Origin of the sequence: Riemerella columbina DSM 16469, from assembly GCF_000374405.1 — a bacterium.
Lineage (GTDB): Bacteria > Bacteroidota > Bacteroidia > Flavobacteriales > Weeksellaceae > Riemerella > Riemerella columbina.
Map to the genome: position 1 here is coordinate 87,134 of NZ_KB894217.1, position 15,561 is coordinate 102,694.

Annotated in this window: 14 protein-coding genes; 4 read left to right on the top strand and 10 right to left on the bottom strand. The window is 34.8% G+C overall.

Annotated features, from left to right (window positions below; translation table 11 throughout):
* Window positions 1-37 precede the first annotated feature (37 nt).
* The gene (locus tag C237_RS0100440) at window positions 38-694 is read left to right on the top strand and encodes a hypothetical protein (protein ID WP_018674511.1); all 657 of its coding nucleotides are present in this window, start codon (window positions 38-40) and stop codon (window positions 692-694) included.
* A gap of 112 nt (window positions 695-806) precedes the next feature.
* Here the strand turns inward: C237_RS0100440 and C237_RS0100445 are convergent, their stop codons facing one another.
* The 10 genes from C237_RS0100445 to C237_RS0100490 all read right to left on the bottom strand — a co-directional run bounded on the left by C237_RS0100445 (window position 807) and on the right by C237_RS0100490 (window position 10,985).
* Window positions 807-2,570, bottom strand: coding sequence for an acyl-CoA dehydrogenase family protein (locus C237_RS0100445; protein WP_018674512.1), 1,764 nt, complete (start codon window positions 2,568-2,570; stop codon window positions 807-809).
* 56 nt (window positions 2,571-2,626) lie between these two features.
* Entirely contained in the window at window positions 2,627-2,983 is a 357-nt protein-coding gene (locus C237_RS0100450; protein ID WP_018674513.1) for a four helix bundle protein, read from the bottom strand.
* Window positions 2,984-3,025: 42 nt separating this feature from the next.
* Window positions 3,026-4,204 (bottom strand): thiolase family protein, encoded by a 1,179-nt coding sequence (locus C237_RS0100455; RefSeq protein WP_018674514.1) that lies wholly within the window; start codon window positions 4,202-4,204, stop codon window positions 3,026-3,028.
* A 56-nt stretch (window positions 4,205-4,260) separates the two neighbouring features.
* Window positions 4,261-4,611 (bottom strand): four helix bundle protein, encoded by a 351-nt coding sequence (locus C237_RS0100460; protein WP_018674515.1) that lies wholly within the window; start codon window positions 4,609-4,611, stop codon window positions 4,261-4,263.
* Window positions 4,612-4,722: 111 nt separating this feature from the next.
* The gene (locus tag C237_RS0100465; protein WP_018674516.1) at window positions 4,723-7,122 is read right to left on the bottom strand and encodes a 3-hydroxyacyl-CoA dehydrogenase/enoyl-CoA hydratase family protein; all 2,400 of its coding nucleotides are present in this window, start codon (window positions 7,120-7,122) and stop codon (window positions 4,723-4,725) included.
* Between the two features lie 9 nt (window positions 7,123-7,131).
* Window positions 7,132-7,593, bottom strand: a complete 462-nt coding sequence (locus C237_RS0100470) for a MarR family winged helix-turn-helix transcriptional regulator (RefSeq protein ID WP_018674517.1) — start codon at window positions 7,591-7,593, stop codon at window positions 7,132-7,134.
* A 130-nt stretch (window positions 7,594-7,723) separates the two neighbouring features.
* Window positions 7,724-8,656 (bottom strand): ABC transporter ATP-binding protein, encoded by a 933-nt coding sequence (locus C237_RS0100475; protein WP_018674518.1) that lies wholly within the window; start codon window positions 8,654-8,656, stop codon window positions 7,724-7,726.
* Between the two features lie 2 nt (window positions 8,657-8,658).
* Window positions 8,659-9,453, bottom strand: coding sequence for a hypothetical protein (locus tag C237_RS0100480; protein ID WP_018674519.1), 795 nt, complete (start codon window positions 9,451-9,453; stop codon window positions 8,659-8,661).
* Window positions 9,450-10,424 (bottom strand): iron chelate uptake ABC transporter family permease subunit, encoded by a 975-nt coding sequence (locus C237_RS0100485; RefSeq protein WP_018674520.1) that lies wholly within the window; start codon window positions 10,422-10,424, stop codon window positions 9,450-9,452. Before C237_RS0100485 ends, C237_RS0100480 begins: the two co-directional genes overlap by 4 nt.
* 3 nt (window positions 10,425-10,427) lie before the next feature.
* Window positions 10,428-10,985: a TlpA family protein disulfide reductase gene (locus C237_RS0100490; protein ID WP_018674521.1), complete on the bottom strand. Its 558-nt coding sequence runs from the start codon at window positions 10,983-10,985 to the stop codon at window positions 10,428-10,430.
* 25 nt (window positions 10,986-11,010) lie between these two features.
* Here C237_RS0100490 and C237_RS0100495 point away from each other — a divergent pair, with 25 nt between their 5' ends.
* The 3 genes from C237_RS0100495 (at window position 11,011) to C237_RS0100515 (ending at window position 15,552) form a co-directional block, all read left to right on the top strand.
* Window positions 11,011-12,117 carry a flavin reductase family protein gene (locus C237_RS0100495; RefSeq protein WP_018674522.1) on the top strand — a complete coding sequence of 369 codons (1,107 nt, stop codon included), beginning with the start codon at window positions 11,011-11,013 and terminating at the stop codon, window positions 12,115-12,117.
* A gap of 59 nt (window positions 12,118-12,176) precedes the next feature.
* Complete coding sequence (locus tag C237_RS0100500) at window positions 12,177-12,731, top strand: SanA/YdcF family protein (protein ID WP_425413721.1); 555 nt, start codon at window positions 12,177-12,179, stop codon at window positions 12,729-12,731.
* A gap of 727 nt (window positions 12,732-13,458) precedes the next feature.
* Window positions 13,459-15,552: a VapE domain-containing protein gene (locus tag C237_RS0100515; RefSeq protein ID WP_018674525.1), complete on the top strand. Its 2,094-nt coding sequence runs from the start codon at window positions 13,459-13,461 to the stop codon at window positions 15,550-15,552.
* Window positions 15,553-15,561 lie beyond the last annotated feature (9 nt).

Consider the following 15,561-nt stretch of genomic DNA (forward strand, 5'->3'; position numbering starts at 1 on the left):
TAATTTTTGCTAAGTTTGCGTATTAAAAAGATTTTAAATGTTGAAAAAATTAACTTTTGCGATGGTATCATCATTTTTATTGAATAGTTGTCAGGTATTGGATCATACTACCAAACAGGAACTATCAGATAGCTATTACACTAAAATTGAGGGAACTGAAAAATCAAAAGTCTATGTAGATATCAATAATGATTTAATTAATATCTATCCTTTAAACCATGATTTAGAAGTAGATACAACTAAAGACTTTGAATCTTATCAACTGGAATCAGCATCTGAAACTCATGTTAATTTTATCTTACAACATAGTAGTTTCGATTTAGATTTTATGACCATACCGTTAAAATATAGATTTTCTACTAAAGATTTACCGGCTCAACTTAATACAGATTTAAATGGCGGGTTATTTATAGGATTTAGAACAGACCGCTATCATATTAATTATAGCAAAAACCCACTAGGAAAATCCATAAGGAACATCAATCATTGGGCGTATTCAGTAGGATTATATACAGGATTGGGAAATACCCAAATGACGCCTACAAATACCAATGACCAAATTCAGCAAGAGTATGATGGCGTGGTATGGTCTAAAGGTATTGTGGGAATTATAGGATTTAATCGCTTTACCATGGGGATTACATTAGGTTTTGACCAATTATTAGATAAAAATAGAAATCTTTGGATTTATTAGCAGCGTCCTTGGTTAGGCTTAGCTTTGGGATTGAATCTTAATTAAGAATATGGAATGAAAAAACCGATTAGAATGTTCTAATCGGTTTTCTTTATTTAAAAAGTTAATAACCTTATTTACCAATATAATGTTGTGCTACTTTTTCAGTAAGGGCAATCACATTCGGATGATTGGTATATTTTGTAAATCTTCTTAAACCAGAAAGCATCATGCGTTGCTCGTCGCCTTCAGCAAAAGAGATGATTCCTTCCTTAGCCGCTTCAATTGTTTTTTCAATCGCTTTGTACAGATTCAACTGTGCCATTGCCGCTTCTACAGAGTCAGCAGAGAAATGTTTTTCTGATCTTAGCACTGCCGATTCTGCCATATACAATTGGTTCAGAATTTCAGAAGCATTAAGCAATAAATGTTGTTGCTTTTCAATTTCCATCATGTATTTTTGAAGTGCCGCTCCAGATACCATTAAAAATACTTTTTTAAGTTTTTCAACCATAGCTTTTTCTTCACTCATAAACTCTGAGTAGTCTGGGGTTTCAAATGATGGAATAGACATCAACTCTTTACCAATAGCTATCGCTGGGGACATTAAATCAATATGACCTTTCATGGCTCTTTTAATGAGCATGCCTACGGCTAGTAAACGGTTGATTTCATTAGTTCCTTCATAAATTCGGGCAATTCTAGCATCTCGCCAAGCGGCTTCCATAGGTGTATCTTCAGAGAAGCCCATACCTCCAAATATTTGAATCCCTTCATCAGCAGCATGTTGAAGAATATCAGACACAAATACTTTTAGAATAGAGCATTCTACGGCAAATTCTTCTACCCCCTTAAGTTCGGCTTGTTGGTGGTCCATACCTTCGGCTACCAATTCATCAATTTTATTTTGAATGTCTTTCGCTGCACGATAAGCTCCAGCCTCGCATACAAAAAGTTGAGTTGCCATTTCCGCAATTTTTTTGCGAATTGCTCCGAAAGTAGAAATGGTAACGCCGAATTGCTTTCTTTCATTAGCGTATTGTATCGCATAATTCATAATGCGACGCTGTGCATCTAAAGAAGCCGCCGCCAATTTAATTCTTCCTACATTTAAGGCATTTAAAGCAATTTTAAATCCATTGTTACGCTCCCCTAAAAGGCTATCTACTGGCACTTTCATATCATTGAAAAAGACTTGTCTCGTAGAAGAGGCACGGATACCTAATTTATGTTCCTCTTCACCGAAAGTTAAACTTTCAGGGTTTTCTAATTCGGAACGGTTAATAACGAATCCTGTAATGTTTTTATCATCATCAATTTTGGCAAAGAAAATAAAAGTATCTGCAAATCCTGCGTTAGAAATCCACATTTTCTGTCCATTGATGATGTAGTGTTTGCCATCTTCGCTTAACTTGGCTCTGGTTTTTCCGCTGTTGGCATCAGAACCTGCATCGGGCTCTGTAAGGCAATATGCCCCAAATTTTTTCCCCATAGCTAAATCTGGAAGGTATTTTTGTTTCTGCTCCTCCGTACCATAGAGTAGGATAGGAAGGGTACCAATCCCCGTATGTGCACCATAGGCGGTTGCTAATGACCCCGTAGCGCCTGAAAGATAATCGCAAGCCAGCATAGTGCTTACGAATCCCATACCCATACCGCCATAAGATTCAGGAACGGCAATACCTAAAAATCCCATTTCGCCCATTTCCTTCATACATTCTTCGGTAAAGGCGTAGTCTTTATGCTCGAATCTTTCTCGGTTAGGGATTACTTTTTTATCAATAAATTCTTTTGCAGAGTCGCGTAGCATTTTTTGCTCCTCTGAAAAATCTTCCATCGTGAAGATGTCTTGTGCTGGTGTTTCTTTAATTAGAAACGCTCCTCCTTTATTTTTCATAATATTTTTATTTTTTTAATTAGTCTTTTATTTAGTTAAAAGGGTTGAGTTTTGAGTTAATAATCACTCTGTCTATCTAAATTTTCCTTAGTAGTTTTTACTATTGCGGTAAGAATATTTATGATATTATTAATTTCATTAATATAACATTCATTATCAAACTTTACTAAATTAGATTTCGATAGCAATAATAACCAATATTTAGTCTCTCTAGCTTCTTTATTAGCTAAACTCATTTTAAAGAGAAAATCTTTTTTAGAAAATCCTGCATTCGCTTCCTGCACATTTGCTCCAATAGATGTACCGCTTCTTAATAACTGTTTTGAGAGTATAAACTCATTTTGGAGTTTGCAAACTTTATATAATTCGATAATGGATAAAGCAAATTGAAATGTTCTCTCTGAAATAGTCATCACTCAAAATTTATCACTCAAAACTTATCATTTATAATTTTTTTAAAGCAACTCAAAGATACTTGCGGCGCCTTGTCCTGTACCGACACACATGGTAACCATGCCGTATTTGTTGCCTCTTTTTTTCATTTCGTCTAGGAGTTGAACGGTAAGTTTTGTTCCTGTACAGCCCAATGGGTGACCGAGTGCAATGGCACCTCCATTGACATTAAGAATATCCGTATTGAGGTCTAACTCTCTTTGGATAGCCACCGACTGAGATGCAAAGGCTTCGTTAAGCTCAATCAATTCAATATCTTTAAGTTCCAATCCCGCTTGTTTTAATACTTTTGGAATGGCATAGACTGGTCCCATTCCCATAATTCTTGGTTCTAGCCCTGCCGTAGCATAAGATACCAAGCGCGCCTCAGGTTCTAAACCGAGTTCTTTTACCATGTCTTCGGACATCACGATAACGAATGCAGCACCGTCTGACATCTGCGAGGAATTTCCTGCCGTTACACTTCCACCATTGGCAAATACAGGACGCAACCTTGCTAATCCTTCCATAGAAGTGTCTTTTCTTGGACCTTCGTCTTGTTTAAAATCAAAAGATTTAGTTTGCACTTTTTGATTGTCGTCCAAATAAGTATATTCTACAGGAATAGGCACAATCTGATTTTCAAAACGATGTTCTGCTAATGCCTTTAACGCTTTTTGATGCGAGTGATAAGCAAATTCATCTTGAGCTTCTCTGCTGATGTTGTACTCCTTAGCTACGGCTTCCGCAGTATAACCCATTCCCCAATAATAATCTGGATTGGTTTTGGACACTTCTGTTTCTGGAACTGGCTTATATCCTCCCATTGGGATAAAGCTCATAGATTCTGTACCACCTGCAATAATGCAGTCTGCCATCCCTGCTTGAATTTTTGCCGAAGCAATAGCGATGGCTTCCGAACCTGAAGCACAATAGCGGTTTACCGTTACCCCAGGAACTTTATCCGTTTGCAATCCCATCAGAGAGATAAGTCTGGCGACATTAAGCCCTTGTTCTGCCTCTGGCATGGCATTACCTACAATAAGGTCGTCTATTCTGTTTTTATCTAATTGTGGTACGGCTTTCATCAATTGTTTAATTACGGTTGCCGCCATCACATCTGGTCTTGTAAAGCGTAGACTGCCTTTAGGTGCTTTGCCCACCGCAGTTCTAAAGCCTTTTATAATATATGCTGTTTTCATTTTTTTTATTGATTTATTGTACAATGTATTGAAGTACAAAGTACAAGGTTTACTATTTATTTAAGCGTTTTAATAAGTTTTGCAAGCATGTTTTGGATGTATTTTAAGTCGTTGAAAATGATATTATAATGTTCTTCTTCTAAATAATTTAAGTTAAAAGCAATTGTCAGTTGAGTTTCAAATTCAAATGACGATGCTAAAGCTATGGATAAAAATTGTTTAAACTGTTTATTAGTATTTCTACCCGAACCTTCTGCAATATTTGAAGCAATAGAAATGACACTTCTTCTAGATTGAGAAGTTAGCCCAAACATTTCCTCCTTTGGGAATTCATTAGAATATTGATAATATATTGTTATCAATTCCATTGACTTTTTCCAAACTTCTAATTCTCTAAAATTATGCATTAGTATTTATTAAAAATTTATATTCATCCAAAATGTTGTAAAAATTGTATTCTACTGTACAAGATACATCATACAAAAGTACATGATACATCGTACAACATTACACACTCATTAATTTCTCAACGGTTTTCCTTTTTGGAGCATGTATTGGATACGCTCTAGGGTTTTTCTTTCGCCACAGAGTTGTAGGAACGCTTCTCGCTCTAGGTTAAGCAAGTATTGTTCTGTAACTAAGGTTTCTTCAGAAAGGTTACCCCCTGCCATTACATACGCCAATTTATCGGCGATTTTTTTATCGTGTTCAGAAATATAATTTCCGGCTAACATTTGGTCGGTGCCTACATAGAACATTCCCAACGCGTCTTTACCAACTACTTTTACCTTTTGAGGAATCGGTTGGGTATAGCCTTGTTCAGCCATCAACTTAGCAACTTTTTTAGCCTCTGCGATTTGACGGTTTTTATTTACAACCACGATATCTTTTCCGTGTTGAAGGATGCCCATATCGTAGGCTTCATAAGCAGAAGTTGCTACTTTACCCATTGCGATATTCATAAAGGCATCGCGAAGACGGTTATTTTTAACATCGTCTTTATAAACTTGCTTCATGGTTCTTAGCGTCATTTCTTTACTACCGCCACCACCTGGGATTACACCAACGCCCACTTCCACTAATCCGATATAAGTTTCTGCTGCTGCAACCACACGGTCGGCATGGAGTGTCATTTCGCAACCGCCGCCTAAAGTCATTCCAAATGGTGCGACTACAGTTGGCACGGCACAGTAGCGTAATCTCATCATAGATTTTTGGAAATATGCAATCGCCATATTAAGGTCGTCCCAATCTTGCTCCACCGCCATCATCAGAATCATGGCTAAGTTGGCTCCCACTGAGAAGTTAGCCCCTTGATTAGCGACTACTAAACCATCGTATTCCTTCTCTGCTAAGTCTATAGCACGATTAAGTCCGTCTAATACCTCACCACCTAAAGAATTCATTTTTGAGCGAATCTCAAAGTTGATGATACCATCACCAAGGTCTTGAATAGCAGAGCCAGAATTACTCCAAAGGGTTTTATTTTTTCTGATATTATCTAAAATAATAAAGGCTTCCTGACCTGGAATAGGTTCGTAATTATCTTTATGATAGAAGGTAGAATGTCCTTCGTCATTCACTTGATAGAAGGCTTTACCTTCATTAGCCATAGTTTTTACCCAATCGGAAACTTCATAGCCCGCTTCTTTCGCTAAGTCTATCCCTTTCTGAACGCCCACGGCATCCCAAATTTCAAACGGTCCATTTTCCCACCCGAAACCTGCACGCATGGCATCGTCTATTTTATAAACTTCGTCTGAAATTTCTGGTACTTTGTGAGAAACATAAGCGAATAATGCACCCAACGATTTTTTATAAAGCTCACTGGCTTTGTCTTGTCCACCGATAAGGACTTTAAAACGCTTAATAGGCTCATCAATATTTTTAGTCATTTCCAATGTTGGGAACGATGTTTTCTCTTGCGCCTCATATTCTAAAGTATCTAAATTTAGCCCTAAGATTTCAGATTTACCCTCGGCATTTTTTACTTTTTTATAGAAGCCTTGTCCTGATTTAGACCCTAGCCATTGGTTATCCATCATTTTTTGGATATAGTCTGGCAATTGGAAGACATCATTAAAATCATTGGCTTCAGCACCACTTTCTCTTACCCCATTAGCCACATGGATTAAAGTATCTAACCCTACAACATCTGCTGTTCTAAATGTAGCTGACTTGGGACGCCCAATGATAGGTCCCGTCAATTTATCCACATCGGTAACACTTAGCCCAAGTTTTCTTACATTATGAAGTAAATCCATAATACTAAATACCCCAATTCTATTCGCAATAAATGCTGGTGTATCTTTAGCTAGTACTGTAGTTTTACCTAAAAACTTCGCGCCATAATTCATATAGAAATCTACAACCTCTGGTAAAGTATCTTTGGTTGGGATAATCTCTAATAAAGGTAAGTAACGCACAGGGTTAAAGAAGTGTGTCCCTGCAAAATACTGTTTGAAATCTTCGCTTCTACCATCGATTAGTAAATGAATCGGAATTCCAGAAGTATTGGACGATACTAAAGTCCCCGGCTTGCGGAATTGCTCAATTTTTTCGTATACTGATTTTTTGATGTCTAAGCGCTCTACCACTACCTCGATAATCCAATCGGTATCTTTGATTTTCTTTAAATCATCCTCAAAGTTACCTACGCTAATGCGGTCGGCAAATTTAGGGGAATAGAGTAGGGCAGGGCTCGATTTTTTTAGTTTGGCTAAATTCTCTGTTGCAATACGATTTCTAAAGGCTTTATCGTCTTTAGAAATTCCTTTTTTTTGTTCCGTTTCGTTTAGTTCAGAAGGTACGATATCCAGCATCAGCACTTCTACACCAATATTGGCGAAATGTGCCGCGATGCCAGCCCCCATAATTCCAGAACCTAAAACGGTAATGTGTTTGATTCTTCTTTTCATACTTTTTTATTAATCTATTTGTTTTTTATTGTTTAGATGATTAGCGATATTAGAAATATCCTTCATCACCTCTTTAAAAATATCAAGTTTCTCTGGCTCTATCGTATCTATGATACTTTTATTAAACTTCAGCACCATTTTTTTAGATAAATTTCGAGATTCTAAGCCTTTAGGCGTTAATTTTATGATGACCTCTCGTTTATCCGTAGCCGATTTTTCCTTATAGATATAGCCATTGTCTTCTAGTAGTTTTATAATCCTTGTAAGGGAAGTGGATTCAATGCCCATTTTGGGTCCCAAATTGGTACTGCGGGTTCCATTTTTCGGGTCTATTTTCAATAATGTTAAGGCTTGGACGGTAGTCGATTGATACTCTTGTGCCAGTTCAGCATACATCTTGGATACCGAGAGCCATGTGGATTTTAATATTAAATCGATACTTTCTATTTTCTCTTTGGTAAGTGACTGCATTATTAAAATTTTGATTTATCCAAATATACAAAAAATACTATGCATGCATAGTATTTTAATGTTAAATTTTAGTTAATATTTTGGTATACAGTTATTTAAATATTATGCTATACATATTTTAAATGTTTGTTTAATTTAACATGGAGGTCTTTATCTCATTTAATAGAGATTCTAAATTATTGAATACCTGTATTTTACCTTCAGTATTTATGCACCATTGCGTTGCTTGGTACTGTATCTGATAATACGATAAATCTTGATTGAAATGTTTTTCCAATAACGCGATTAAAGTTTTTTTATGAAGTTCTGGGGCATCAATGGTGGGAAGTTTTAATTTTTGAGGCGGTTGTATCGTATGATTGTTTTGAAGTTCTGGATGGGTTAAAAGCATATCTTCCACCAGTCCGTGGTGCAGTCTTCCCGAATGAAGCCACCAAAGTTGGTCGGCATATTGTTGGGCTAAGCGCCAATTGTGAGATGAGAAGATGATTAGTTTGTTTTGCTCTTTGGCTAATTGCCTTAGCAATTTAAGTATTGCGATTTTGTTTTTTTCATCGAGATGAGTTGTGGGTTCATCTAAAATAATGATTGGTGTATTCTGGGCAATGGCTCTTCCAATAAAGGCTTTTTGAAGATTGCCGTCAGAGAGTTGTGATAATTTTTTATCCGCGTAGGATGATAAACCTAGTTGGCTAATAATATGATTTATTTCTTGTGCGTCTTGTTGGGTTAATTTAAAATAATAAGGATAATGGATATATTTGCCTAATGCAATTAAATCTTTGGTAGTGTAATGTTCAGGAAGTTGATATTTGGATAATACTACGGAAACCATTTGGGCAATGGCTTGATGGTCTAATTTGTCAATAGAGGTGTTGTTGATCTCAATACGACCTTCAAGTAGTGAAATTTGTTTTAGAATGGATTTAATCAATGTGGTTTTGCCAATGCCATTATCGCCTACCATTAACACTACTTCGCCCAAATGGGTTTTTATATTAATATTACGGATTAATGGGCTTTTGTAGCCAATGGTAAGATTCTTAAATTTGAGAATTGACATGATTATTTTTTATAGTGCTGAATAATTTTATGTTTTGGGGTTTGAAGAAACTCTAATATTTCTTCTGTATCATTCATATTATGCAAAACTTTATAGGTATCAAATAATTCTTGCTGATGACTCTCTAAATCGTAGATGATTTCATAACTTCCATATTTTTGAACTTTGTCATTTGTACTTTTTTTGAAAGTAAAAACTAATGGATGTGCTTTTGTATCTCTAATTAGTGAATCGGGTATTGTAATAGGGTTTGGAAATTTTAATTGAGAGAATGGTTTAAAAACTGTTGTTTTAAAATTTGATTGACGATATAACTTCTGACTGATTAAAGGAGCATAGACCCTTAAAGGCTGATAATAATAAAACGTTCTGCTAAGAAAGGGCGGAATTTTGTCGTTATTTTTAAGATTGAGATAGTCAATCAATTTGAAATTGGCTAATAATGAGTCTAATACTAAGTGCTGTTCCAACTCCAATGGTTTGTTTCTTAAACTGAATCCATTATTGTCAAAAATGAGATTTTCAAATTCAAAATCTGTGGTTGGTGTATCATAGACATATATACCATTAACTGATAGTGTTTTAGCCCGATGATTAGTGACTTTTACCTTATGCGGAATGAAAATCATCACACTATCTTCATTAGAAGAATAAGGCTTTATTTTTACTGGAATATCAGATTCCAAAGGCTCTAAACTAAGAGTAACTGCAGGTTTTAAGTATTGAACACTTATATTTATTAATGCCAACACTGCTATTGCTATGGTTAACCATTGGATATTAAATGTTCGTTTCATTCATGTTTTCTTTTAATCAGCATTAACAAAATAACGGGAATCCCAAATACCGAAGTGATGATATTGATGGGTAAACTGCTTACTTCCGAAATAATGGAAAAGCCTTGCATCAAAGCCATGCCAATCGTTAGATTAAGTAACCATTGTTGCCAAAGCAAGGCAGGATTGTAAACCATACGACTAAAATGAGGAACAATAATACCGATAAATAATATAGGCCCTAAAAACGCCGTAGTACCTGCTGCCAATAGGGAAGACCCTAAAATAATATTGAATTTAAGCCCCTTTAAATTAACCCCAAAACTTTGAGCATAAGAAGTTCCCAAAGCATTTCCTATCAAAGGTTTGATACTTTTAAAACTAAATCCTAATCCTAAAATTATTAGACCAGATAATAGAATTAATTGATTAAAATTCAGCTGATTATTAGCGCCAAAACTCCATAAAATGTAATGTTTAAAACTTTGATTGTCTGCATAAACTTGCATAATAGATACCACAGCACCAGCCAATGCCGAAACTAAAAATCCAAAAATAATGAGAAAGGAAGTGTCTTTAAAAGTTTTTGAAAACAGCAGCAAAATGCCCATCATACTAAGGCTTCCAACTACTGCCACTAGACTCATGAGTCCGTTTTGTAAGAACTCTGGAATAATGATTTGATTCGAAAAAAAGATAAACAATGCCACACTAAGACTAGCAACAGAGGTAATTCCTAAAACCGAAGGTCCAGCCAAAGGGTTTTGAAAATATTCTTGGAGTAAAAATCCAGAGGTCGGAATGGCAATCCCTGCAATCAGCATCGCGAATACCCTTTGGATTCTAAGCTCTGCAATTTGATGATGGGGTGTATTTTGAAAAAAATCAATAGGTTCCAAATGGATATAGCCTATATTTAAATTGACGGTAATTAGAACCATTACCGCCAATGAAATACTGATAATTAATTGTTTAAAACCTATTTTAAACATAGATTATTTTAATTCGTTGAGCTTTCCATTGAGGTCTTCTTTGCTCATACTGCCTACCGTTTCATTAGATTTTTTACCTTTTTGAATTAAAGTAAATGGAATACTTTCACCTTTCCAAGTTTTAAAATGCTCACTAAAGAAAGACTCATCAAAACTTTCCCCATCAAATAATACGATATTTGAAGATAGTCCATTTTCTTCGCCAAACTCTTTTACTTTAGTATCCCAATCGCTCTTTTGGTCTAGACTTACAAAGGTAAACTTAACGGGTTGTCCCTCTAATTCTTTCATTTTTTCCTTAAAATGTGGAATTTCCATCATACAAGGGCCACACCAAGTGGCAAAAAAATTGGTAACATAAAGCGTATCATTATCTTTTGGAGTAACAAGGTCTGCCAGTTGTGCCTTAGTTACTTCCTTAGGTGTAGTCACTACTGTGGTTGTTTCTGTTACCTGTTCCGTAGAATCTGCATCGTTTGTTGTGGTGCTAATAGGTGTGTCTTTTTTTTCACAGCTAAGAGCAAATAGGGCAATACTCACCCCTAATACTAATTTTTTCATAATTTTTTATTATTTTTGTTCGCTTATGAACGAAGTTAATAAAAGTATTAAGCCTCGTTTTGAAAGGCTAAAAGTAACTAAAAAACAGCAATTATCCAAACACACCTTTTTATTGGGGCTAGAGCCGCCGAAAGGGCAGGGGACTGAGTTTTTAGCAGGACAATATTTAAGGCTAAAGCACGAAGACAAAGCCAACGATTATAGTTTTGTATCCGCTCCTTATGAAAATAAATGGGAATTGGCACTCAAAATCAATCATGAGGAATCATTTGCGAATCATATTTTTAAACACTATGAAGTGGGTGATGAAATTTTAGTTTCAGCCCCTATGGGTAGATTTACCTTAGCCGATAAACCGAATGAAAAACGCACCATTTTGGGGTTTGCGGGCGGCATTGGCATTACCCCAATTTTATCTCATCTTAAACATATACTACATACCGAACGTCTCACTCGATTCTTTTTATTTTATGCTAACAAAACTAAGGCGCAAATTGTATTTAAAGATGAATTGGCTGCGTTGGTTGCACAATATCCAGAGCGTTTAGAAGTTTATGAATTTTATACGCAAGAACCTGATATGCACCCATTTTTTTCGGGTAGAATTAATGAACGGAAAATAGAGCTCATCATCAATCAATTATTGCATTTAGATGAAGATGACGACGAATCTACCATTTGGGATGCCGTGGACGAAATTTTAATTTGCGGTCCTGGAATGATGATAAAAGATATTGCCACAGCGTGTTATGAAAATGGGATTAGAAAGAAAAATATCCATTTTGAGTTATTTGAGAGTTTTAATGAAGACATTTATCCAGAAGAGCAAGTACACGAACGTATAGAAGATATTTTGGTGCAGTGGCAACTCAACGGGGAAACTTCGCCAGTGGTACACCTTAAAAATAATCAGCAGAAATTATTATCTCAATTATTAGATTTAGGTTATGAGTTACCATATTCTTGTAAATCTGGAATTTGTGGGGCGTGTCGTTGCAAACTAGAAGAAGGCAAAGTGGAAATGACCGATAATGAATACCTTACAGATAAAGAATTAGAAGAAGGTGAGGTGCTGATTTGTGTATCTTTGCCTATATCTAAAACCTTAAAACTCAATTTTGATTTGATTTGAAATTTGTAATTAACATATTGAAAACCATAATTATAACTGCTGAATTATTACTTTTAGTGATGCTTTCGGCAAATAGTTGGGTTTATGCACTAAATCATGGGCGAACTTATACCAAGGTAAGTAAAATTCCTTACAGAAATGCGGCTTTGGTATTGGGAACTTCGCCGAAAATGCGCTCTGGTATTGCCAATCCTTATTTCACGAAGCGTATGGAAGCGGTATCGGCATTATATCATTATGGTAAAATTGAAACAATAATTGTGAGTGGCGAAAAAAGTCCATACTACGACGAACCCAAAGCGATGAAAAATTATTTAGTGAATACTGAACATATTCCAGAAGATATAATTATAGAAGACCCCAAAGGTTATAGCACCAAAGAAAGTATTGAGCGTTGTAAGAATGTGTATCATCAAACAAATATCATCATTATTTCGCAAGGGTTTCATAATTTACGGGCTTTATTTTTTGCTCGAAATATGCATATGAATGCCTTAGCCTTTGAAGCCCAAGATGTCACGAAGCCAGAAAGTTATTATAGAAATCATACCCGAGAATTTTTAGCCAGAGTACAAGCAGTAGTATATTATGTATTGGGTATAGAAAAAAGATAAACACATTTATGTAAATCATAATCAATTTAACATAATATAAATTATAGGATAAAAAAATATACAAAATATTATAAATCAATATTTTATAAATTATTTGCGTGTTCATTTTTTATCATTTTTAGTATAAAATATTATCATTGTCAATCTTTAGAAACTTTACAACAAGATTACAAACAATCTCGTATTGCTACCAATTCCCAGTTAATAAAACTCACATCCGAAAAAAAATCATGGAAATGGTTATCATTATTACCCACAGTATCAGTTTCTAGCACTTGGGATCCTTTCACACAGGTATATAGACCGACGGTCAATTTTGGAATATCCTTATCCAATTTATCCAATTATATACAAACATCAAATCGCAATCGTATTGAGCGCGAAAAACTAGCTATTTCATTACAGGAGCAGCTATCATCACAATTAATCGCTATAGATGCAGAAATTTTAGACTTAAAAAGAGACTCTATTGCACTTACCTATGAACATAAAAACATCATGCTTTTAGAAGAACTATACACTATAAAATCAAAACAGTATGAGCAAAACCAAATCAATTTAGAAGAAAAAATAAGACACCAGATGAATCTTAATAATAGTAAGCATTCATTTGAAATTCGAAAATTAAACTACGAAAACAAGCAGAAAAAATTAATCAATAAACTAAAAAAACGCCTATGATGTGGTTAGGCATCGTAAGCGTTTTGAAAAAATTCTATTCTTTATTATGGACAAAAATACAATTTTAAAGCAAACAACACAAGTAGAAATTTACAATTATTACTACGGTCATGGCTTCATACCATATACCAAAATATCTTCACCATTTACAGAGGATAAGAACCCCAGTTTCAAAGTCTTTAAAAATGGTTCTTTCAAATGTTTTAGTACAGGGAAGCAAGGGGATGTTTGGCAATTTGTAGCAGACATTAAAGGCTTAGATTGTAAAACACAATTTGCAGAAATATTAAATATAATCTCTAGTGATATGGGAGTTATCAAGGAACAGAAACAAAAAAATATAAATTTTCAGTCTATTAATAATAGTACTGATAATAAACACTTTATATATTTTGAAAAACCCTATACTTCCCATAGTTTAGAATTTTGGACACAAGGAAATTGGAATGTTACAAAAGATATTCTAGAAAAATACAATGTCAAAAACCTTGATAAATACGAGTATTATAACTCTAAAAAAAATGCTATACAAAAAATAAAACTTTATTCTGGTATTGTGGGGTTTATTTATAAAGTCAATGACAATGCCGAAATTTATATCCCTGCACAAGGCAAAAACAAAAAATTCTTTTATAATAACCTTACATTTTCCGATATTTTTGGATACGAACAATTAAAAAATAAAGAAGACTATATCATCATTACAGCAGGCAAAAAAGACTGTCTAATACTCAATGCCAATGGCTTTCCCGCCGTATCATTTAGGTCAGAAAGTGGCTTTATAAAAGAAGAAGAAATACTCAAGCTCAAGCAGAAAACAGACAATATTTACATTTGCTACGACAATGATAAAACAGGCATGGAAACCGCTTTAAAACTATGCCAGGCCTACTCTATCAAACAAATTATTTTACCCGAAAAATACAACGATATAGCCGACTATTTCCTAGTATACGATAAATCACACTATCAGAAATTAATACAAGAAATAAGAGAACTAGAAGAAGCCGAAACAAAAAAAGACACTCAAAACACTATATTTCATATCACAGAAGAATATTTATCTACTTACTACAAATTCAGATACAATACCATTGCATTAGACATAGAATACTGCAAAAAAACAACCCATGATTGGAAATCACTCAATGAAAATTCCTTGTATTTAGAACTTCAGAAAAAAGGAATTAAAATCAGTATAAACAACCTCATTGCCATTCTAAAAAGTGAGTTTGTACCCCATTATAACCCTATACAGGAATACTTTGAGAACTTACCAAAATGGGACGGTAGAACAGATTATATCAGTAACCTTGCCAATTATGTATACCCTTTGGATAGAGAAAAATTCAATCATCATTTCAAAAAATGGGCAGTTAGAACAGTTAAATGTGCGCTATTAGAAAGATACTTTAACAAACAAGCCTTCGTTTTAGTACACAAGGCTCAGAACTCAGGTAAAAGTTCTTTTTGCCGTTTCTTATGCCCACCAGAATTATCCCAATATCTAGCCGAAGATATTAGTAATGATAAAGATGCAAGGATACTATTATGCAAAAATTTCCTTATCAATTTAGACGAACTTTCAAGCCTAGCCAAAAAAGAAATCAATACCCTAAAATCCTACTTCTCAAAAGACCAAATCAACGAACGCCTACCCTACGATAGAAAAAATAGCATACTACCACGCATTTGCAGTTTTATAGGATCTACCAATAGAGATACATTTTTAGATGATGAAACAGGCTCCGTGCGTTGGTTATGCTTTCAAATTACAGGCATCAATTGGAACTACCGTCAAGAGTGCAATATAGATTTATTTTGGTCTCAAGCCTATGCCCTTGCACTAGATGATAGTTTCAATAGCGAAATGACATTTGATGAAATCCAAGACAACGAAGATAGAAACAAAAAATACCAAATCCTAAGCACTGAGCAAGAACTCATCGCCAGCAATTACAAACCAGCTCAGGAAAACGAAGGCGTATTTGTAACCAGTACAGATGTTTTGATAAGGCTATCAGAATTAGGCGTTAGGCTCTCTAGCGTACAGATTGGAAAAGCATTTAATGCCTTAGGCTTTGAAAGAAAAAAACATAAAACCAAACAAACCTACGGATACTGGGTAAAAGTATTATAATATGAAAAT

Excerpts from the sequence above, each read along its gene's own strand:
- C237_RS0100440 (WP_018674511.1), top strand. The coding sequence starts at position 38 with ATGTTGAAAAAATTAACTTTTGCGATGGTATCATCATTTTTATTGAAT.
- C237_RS0100445 (WP_018674512.1), bottom strand. The coding sequence starts at position 2,570 with ATGAAAAATAAAGGAGGAGCGTTTCTAATTAAAGAAACACCAGCACAA.
- C237_RS0100450 (WP_018674513.1), bottom strand. The coding sequence starts at position 2,983 with ATGACTATTTCAGAGAGAACATTTCAATTTGCTTTATCCATTATCGAA.
- C237_RS0100455 (WP_018674514.1), bottom strand. The coding sequence starts at position 4,204 with ATGAAAACAGCATATATTATAAAAGGCTTTAGAACTGCGGTGGGCAAA.
- C237_RS0100460 (WP_018674515.1), bottom strand. The coding sequence starts at position 4,611 with ATGCATAATTTTAGAGAATTAGAAGTTTGGAAAAAGTCAATGGAATTG.
- C237_RS0100465 (WP_018674516.1), bottom strand. The coding sequence starts at position 7,122 with ATGAAAAGAAGAATCAAACACATTACCGTTTTAGGTTCTGGAATTATG.
- C237_RS0100470 (WP_018674517.1), bottom strand. The coding sequence starts at position 7,593 with ATGCAGTCACTTACCAAAGAGAAAATAGAAAGTATCGATTTAATATTA.
- C237_RS0100475 (WP_018674518.1), bottom strand. The coding sequence starts at position 8,656 with ATGTCAATTCTCAAATTTAAGAATCTTACCATTGGCTACAAAAGCCCA.
- C237_RS0100480 (WP_018674519.1), bottom strand. The coding sequence starts at position 9,453 with ATGAAACGAACATTTAATATCCAATGGTTAACCATAGCAATAGCAGTG.
- C237_RS0100485 (WP_018674520.1), bottom strand. The coding sequence starts at position 10,424 with ATGTTTAAAATAGGTTTTAAACAATTAATTATCAGTATTTCATTGGCG.
- C237_RS0100490 (WP_018674521.1), bottom strand. The coding sequence starts at position 10,985 with ATGAAAAAATTAGTATTAGGGGTGAGTATTGCCCTATTTGCTCTTAGC.
- C237_RS0100495 (WP_018674522.1), top strand. The coding sequence starts at position 11,011 with ATGAACGAAGTTAATAAAAGTATTAAGCCTCGTTTTGAAAGGCTAAAA.
- C237_RS0100500 (WP_425413721.1), top strand. The coding sequence starts at position 12,177 with ATGCTTTCGGCAAATAGTTGGGTTTATGCACTAAATCATGGGCGAACT.
- C237_RS0100515 (WP_018674525.1), top strand. The coding sequence starts at position 13,459 with ATGGACAAAAATACAATTTTAAAGCAAACAACACAAGTAGAAATTTAC.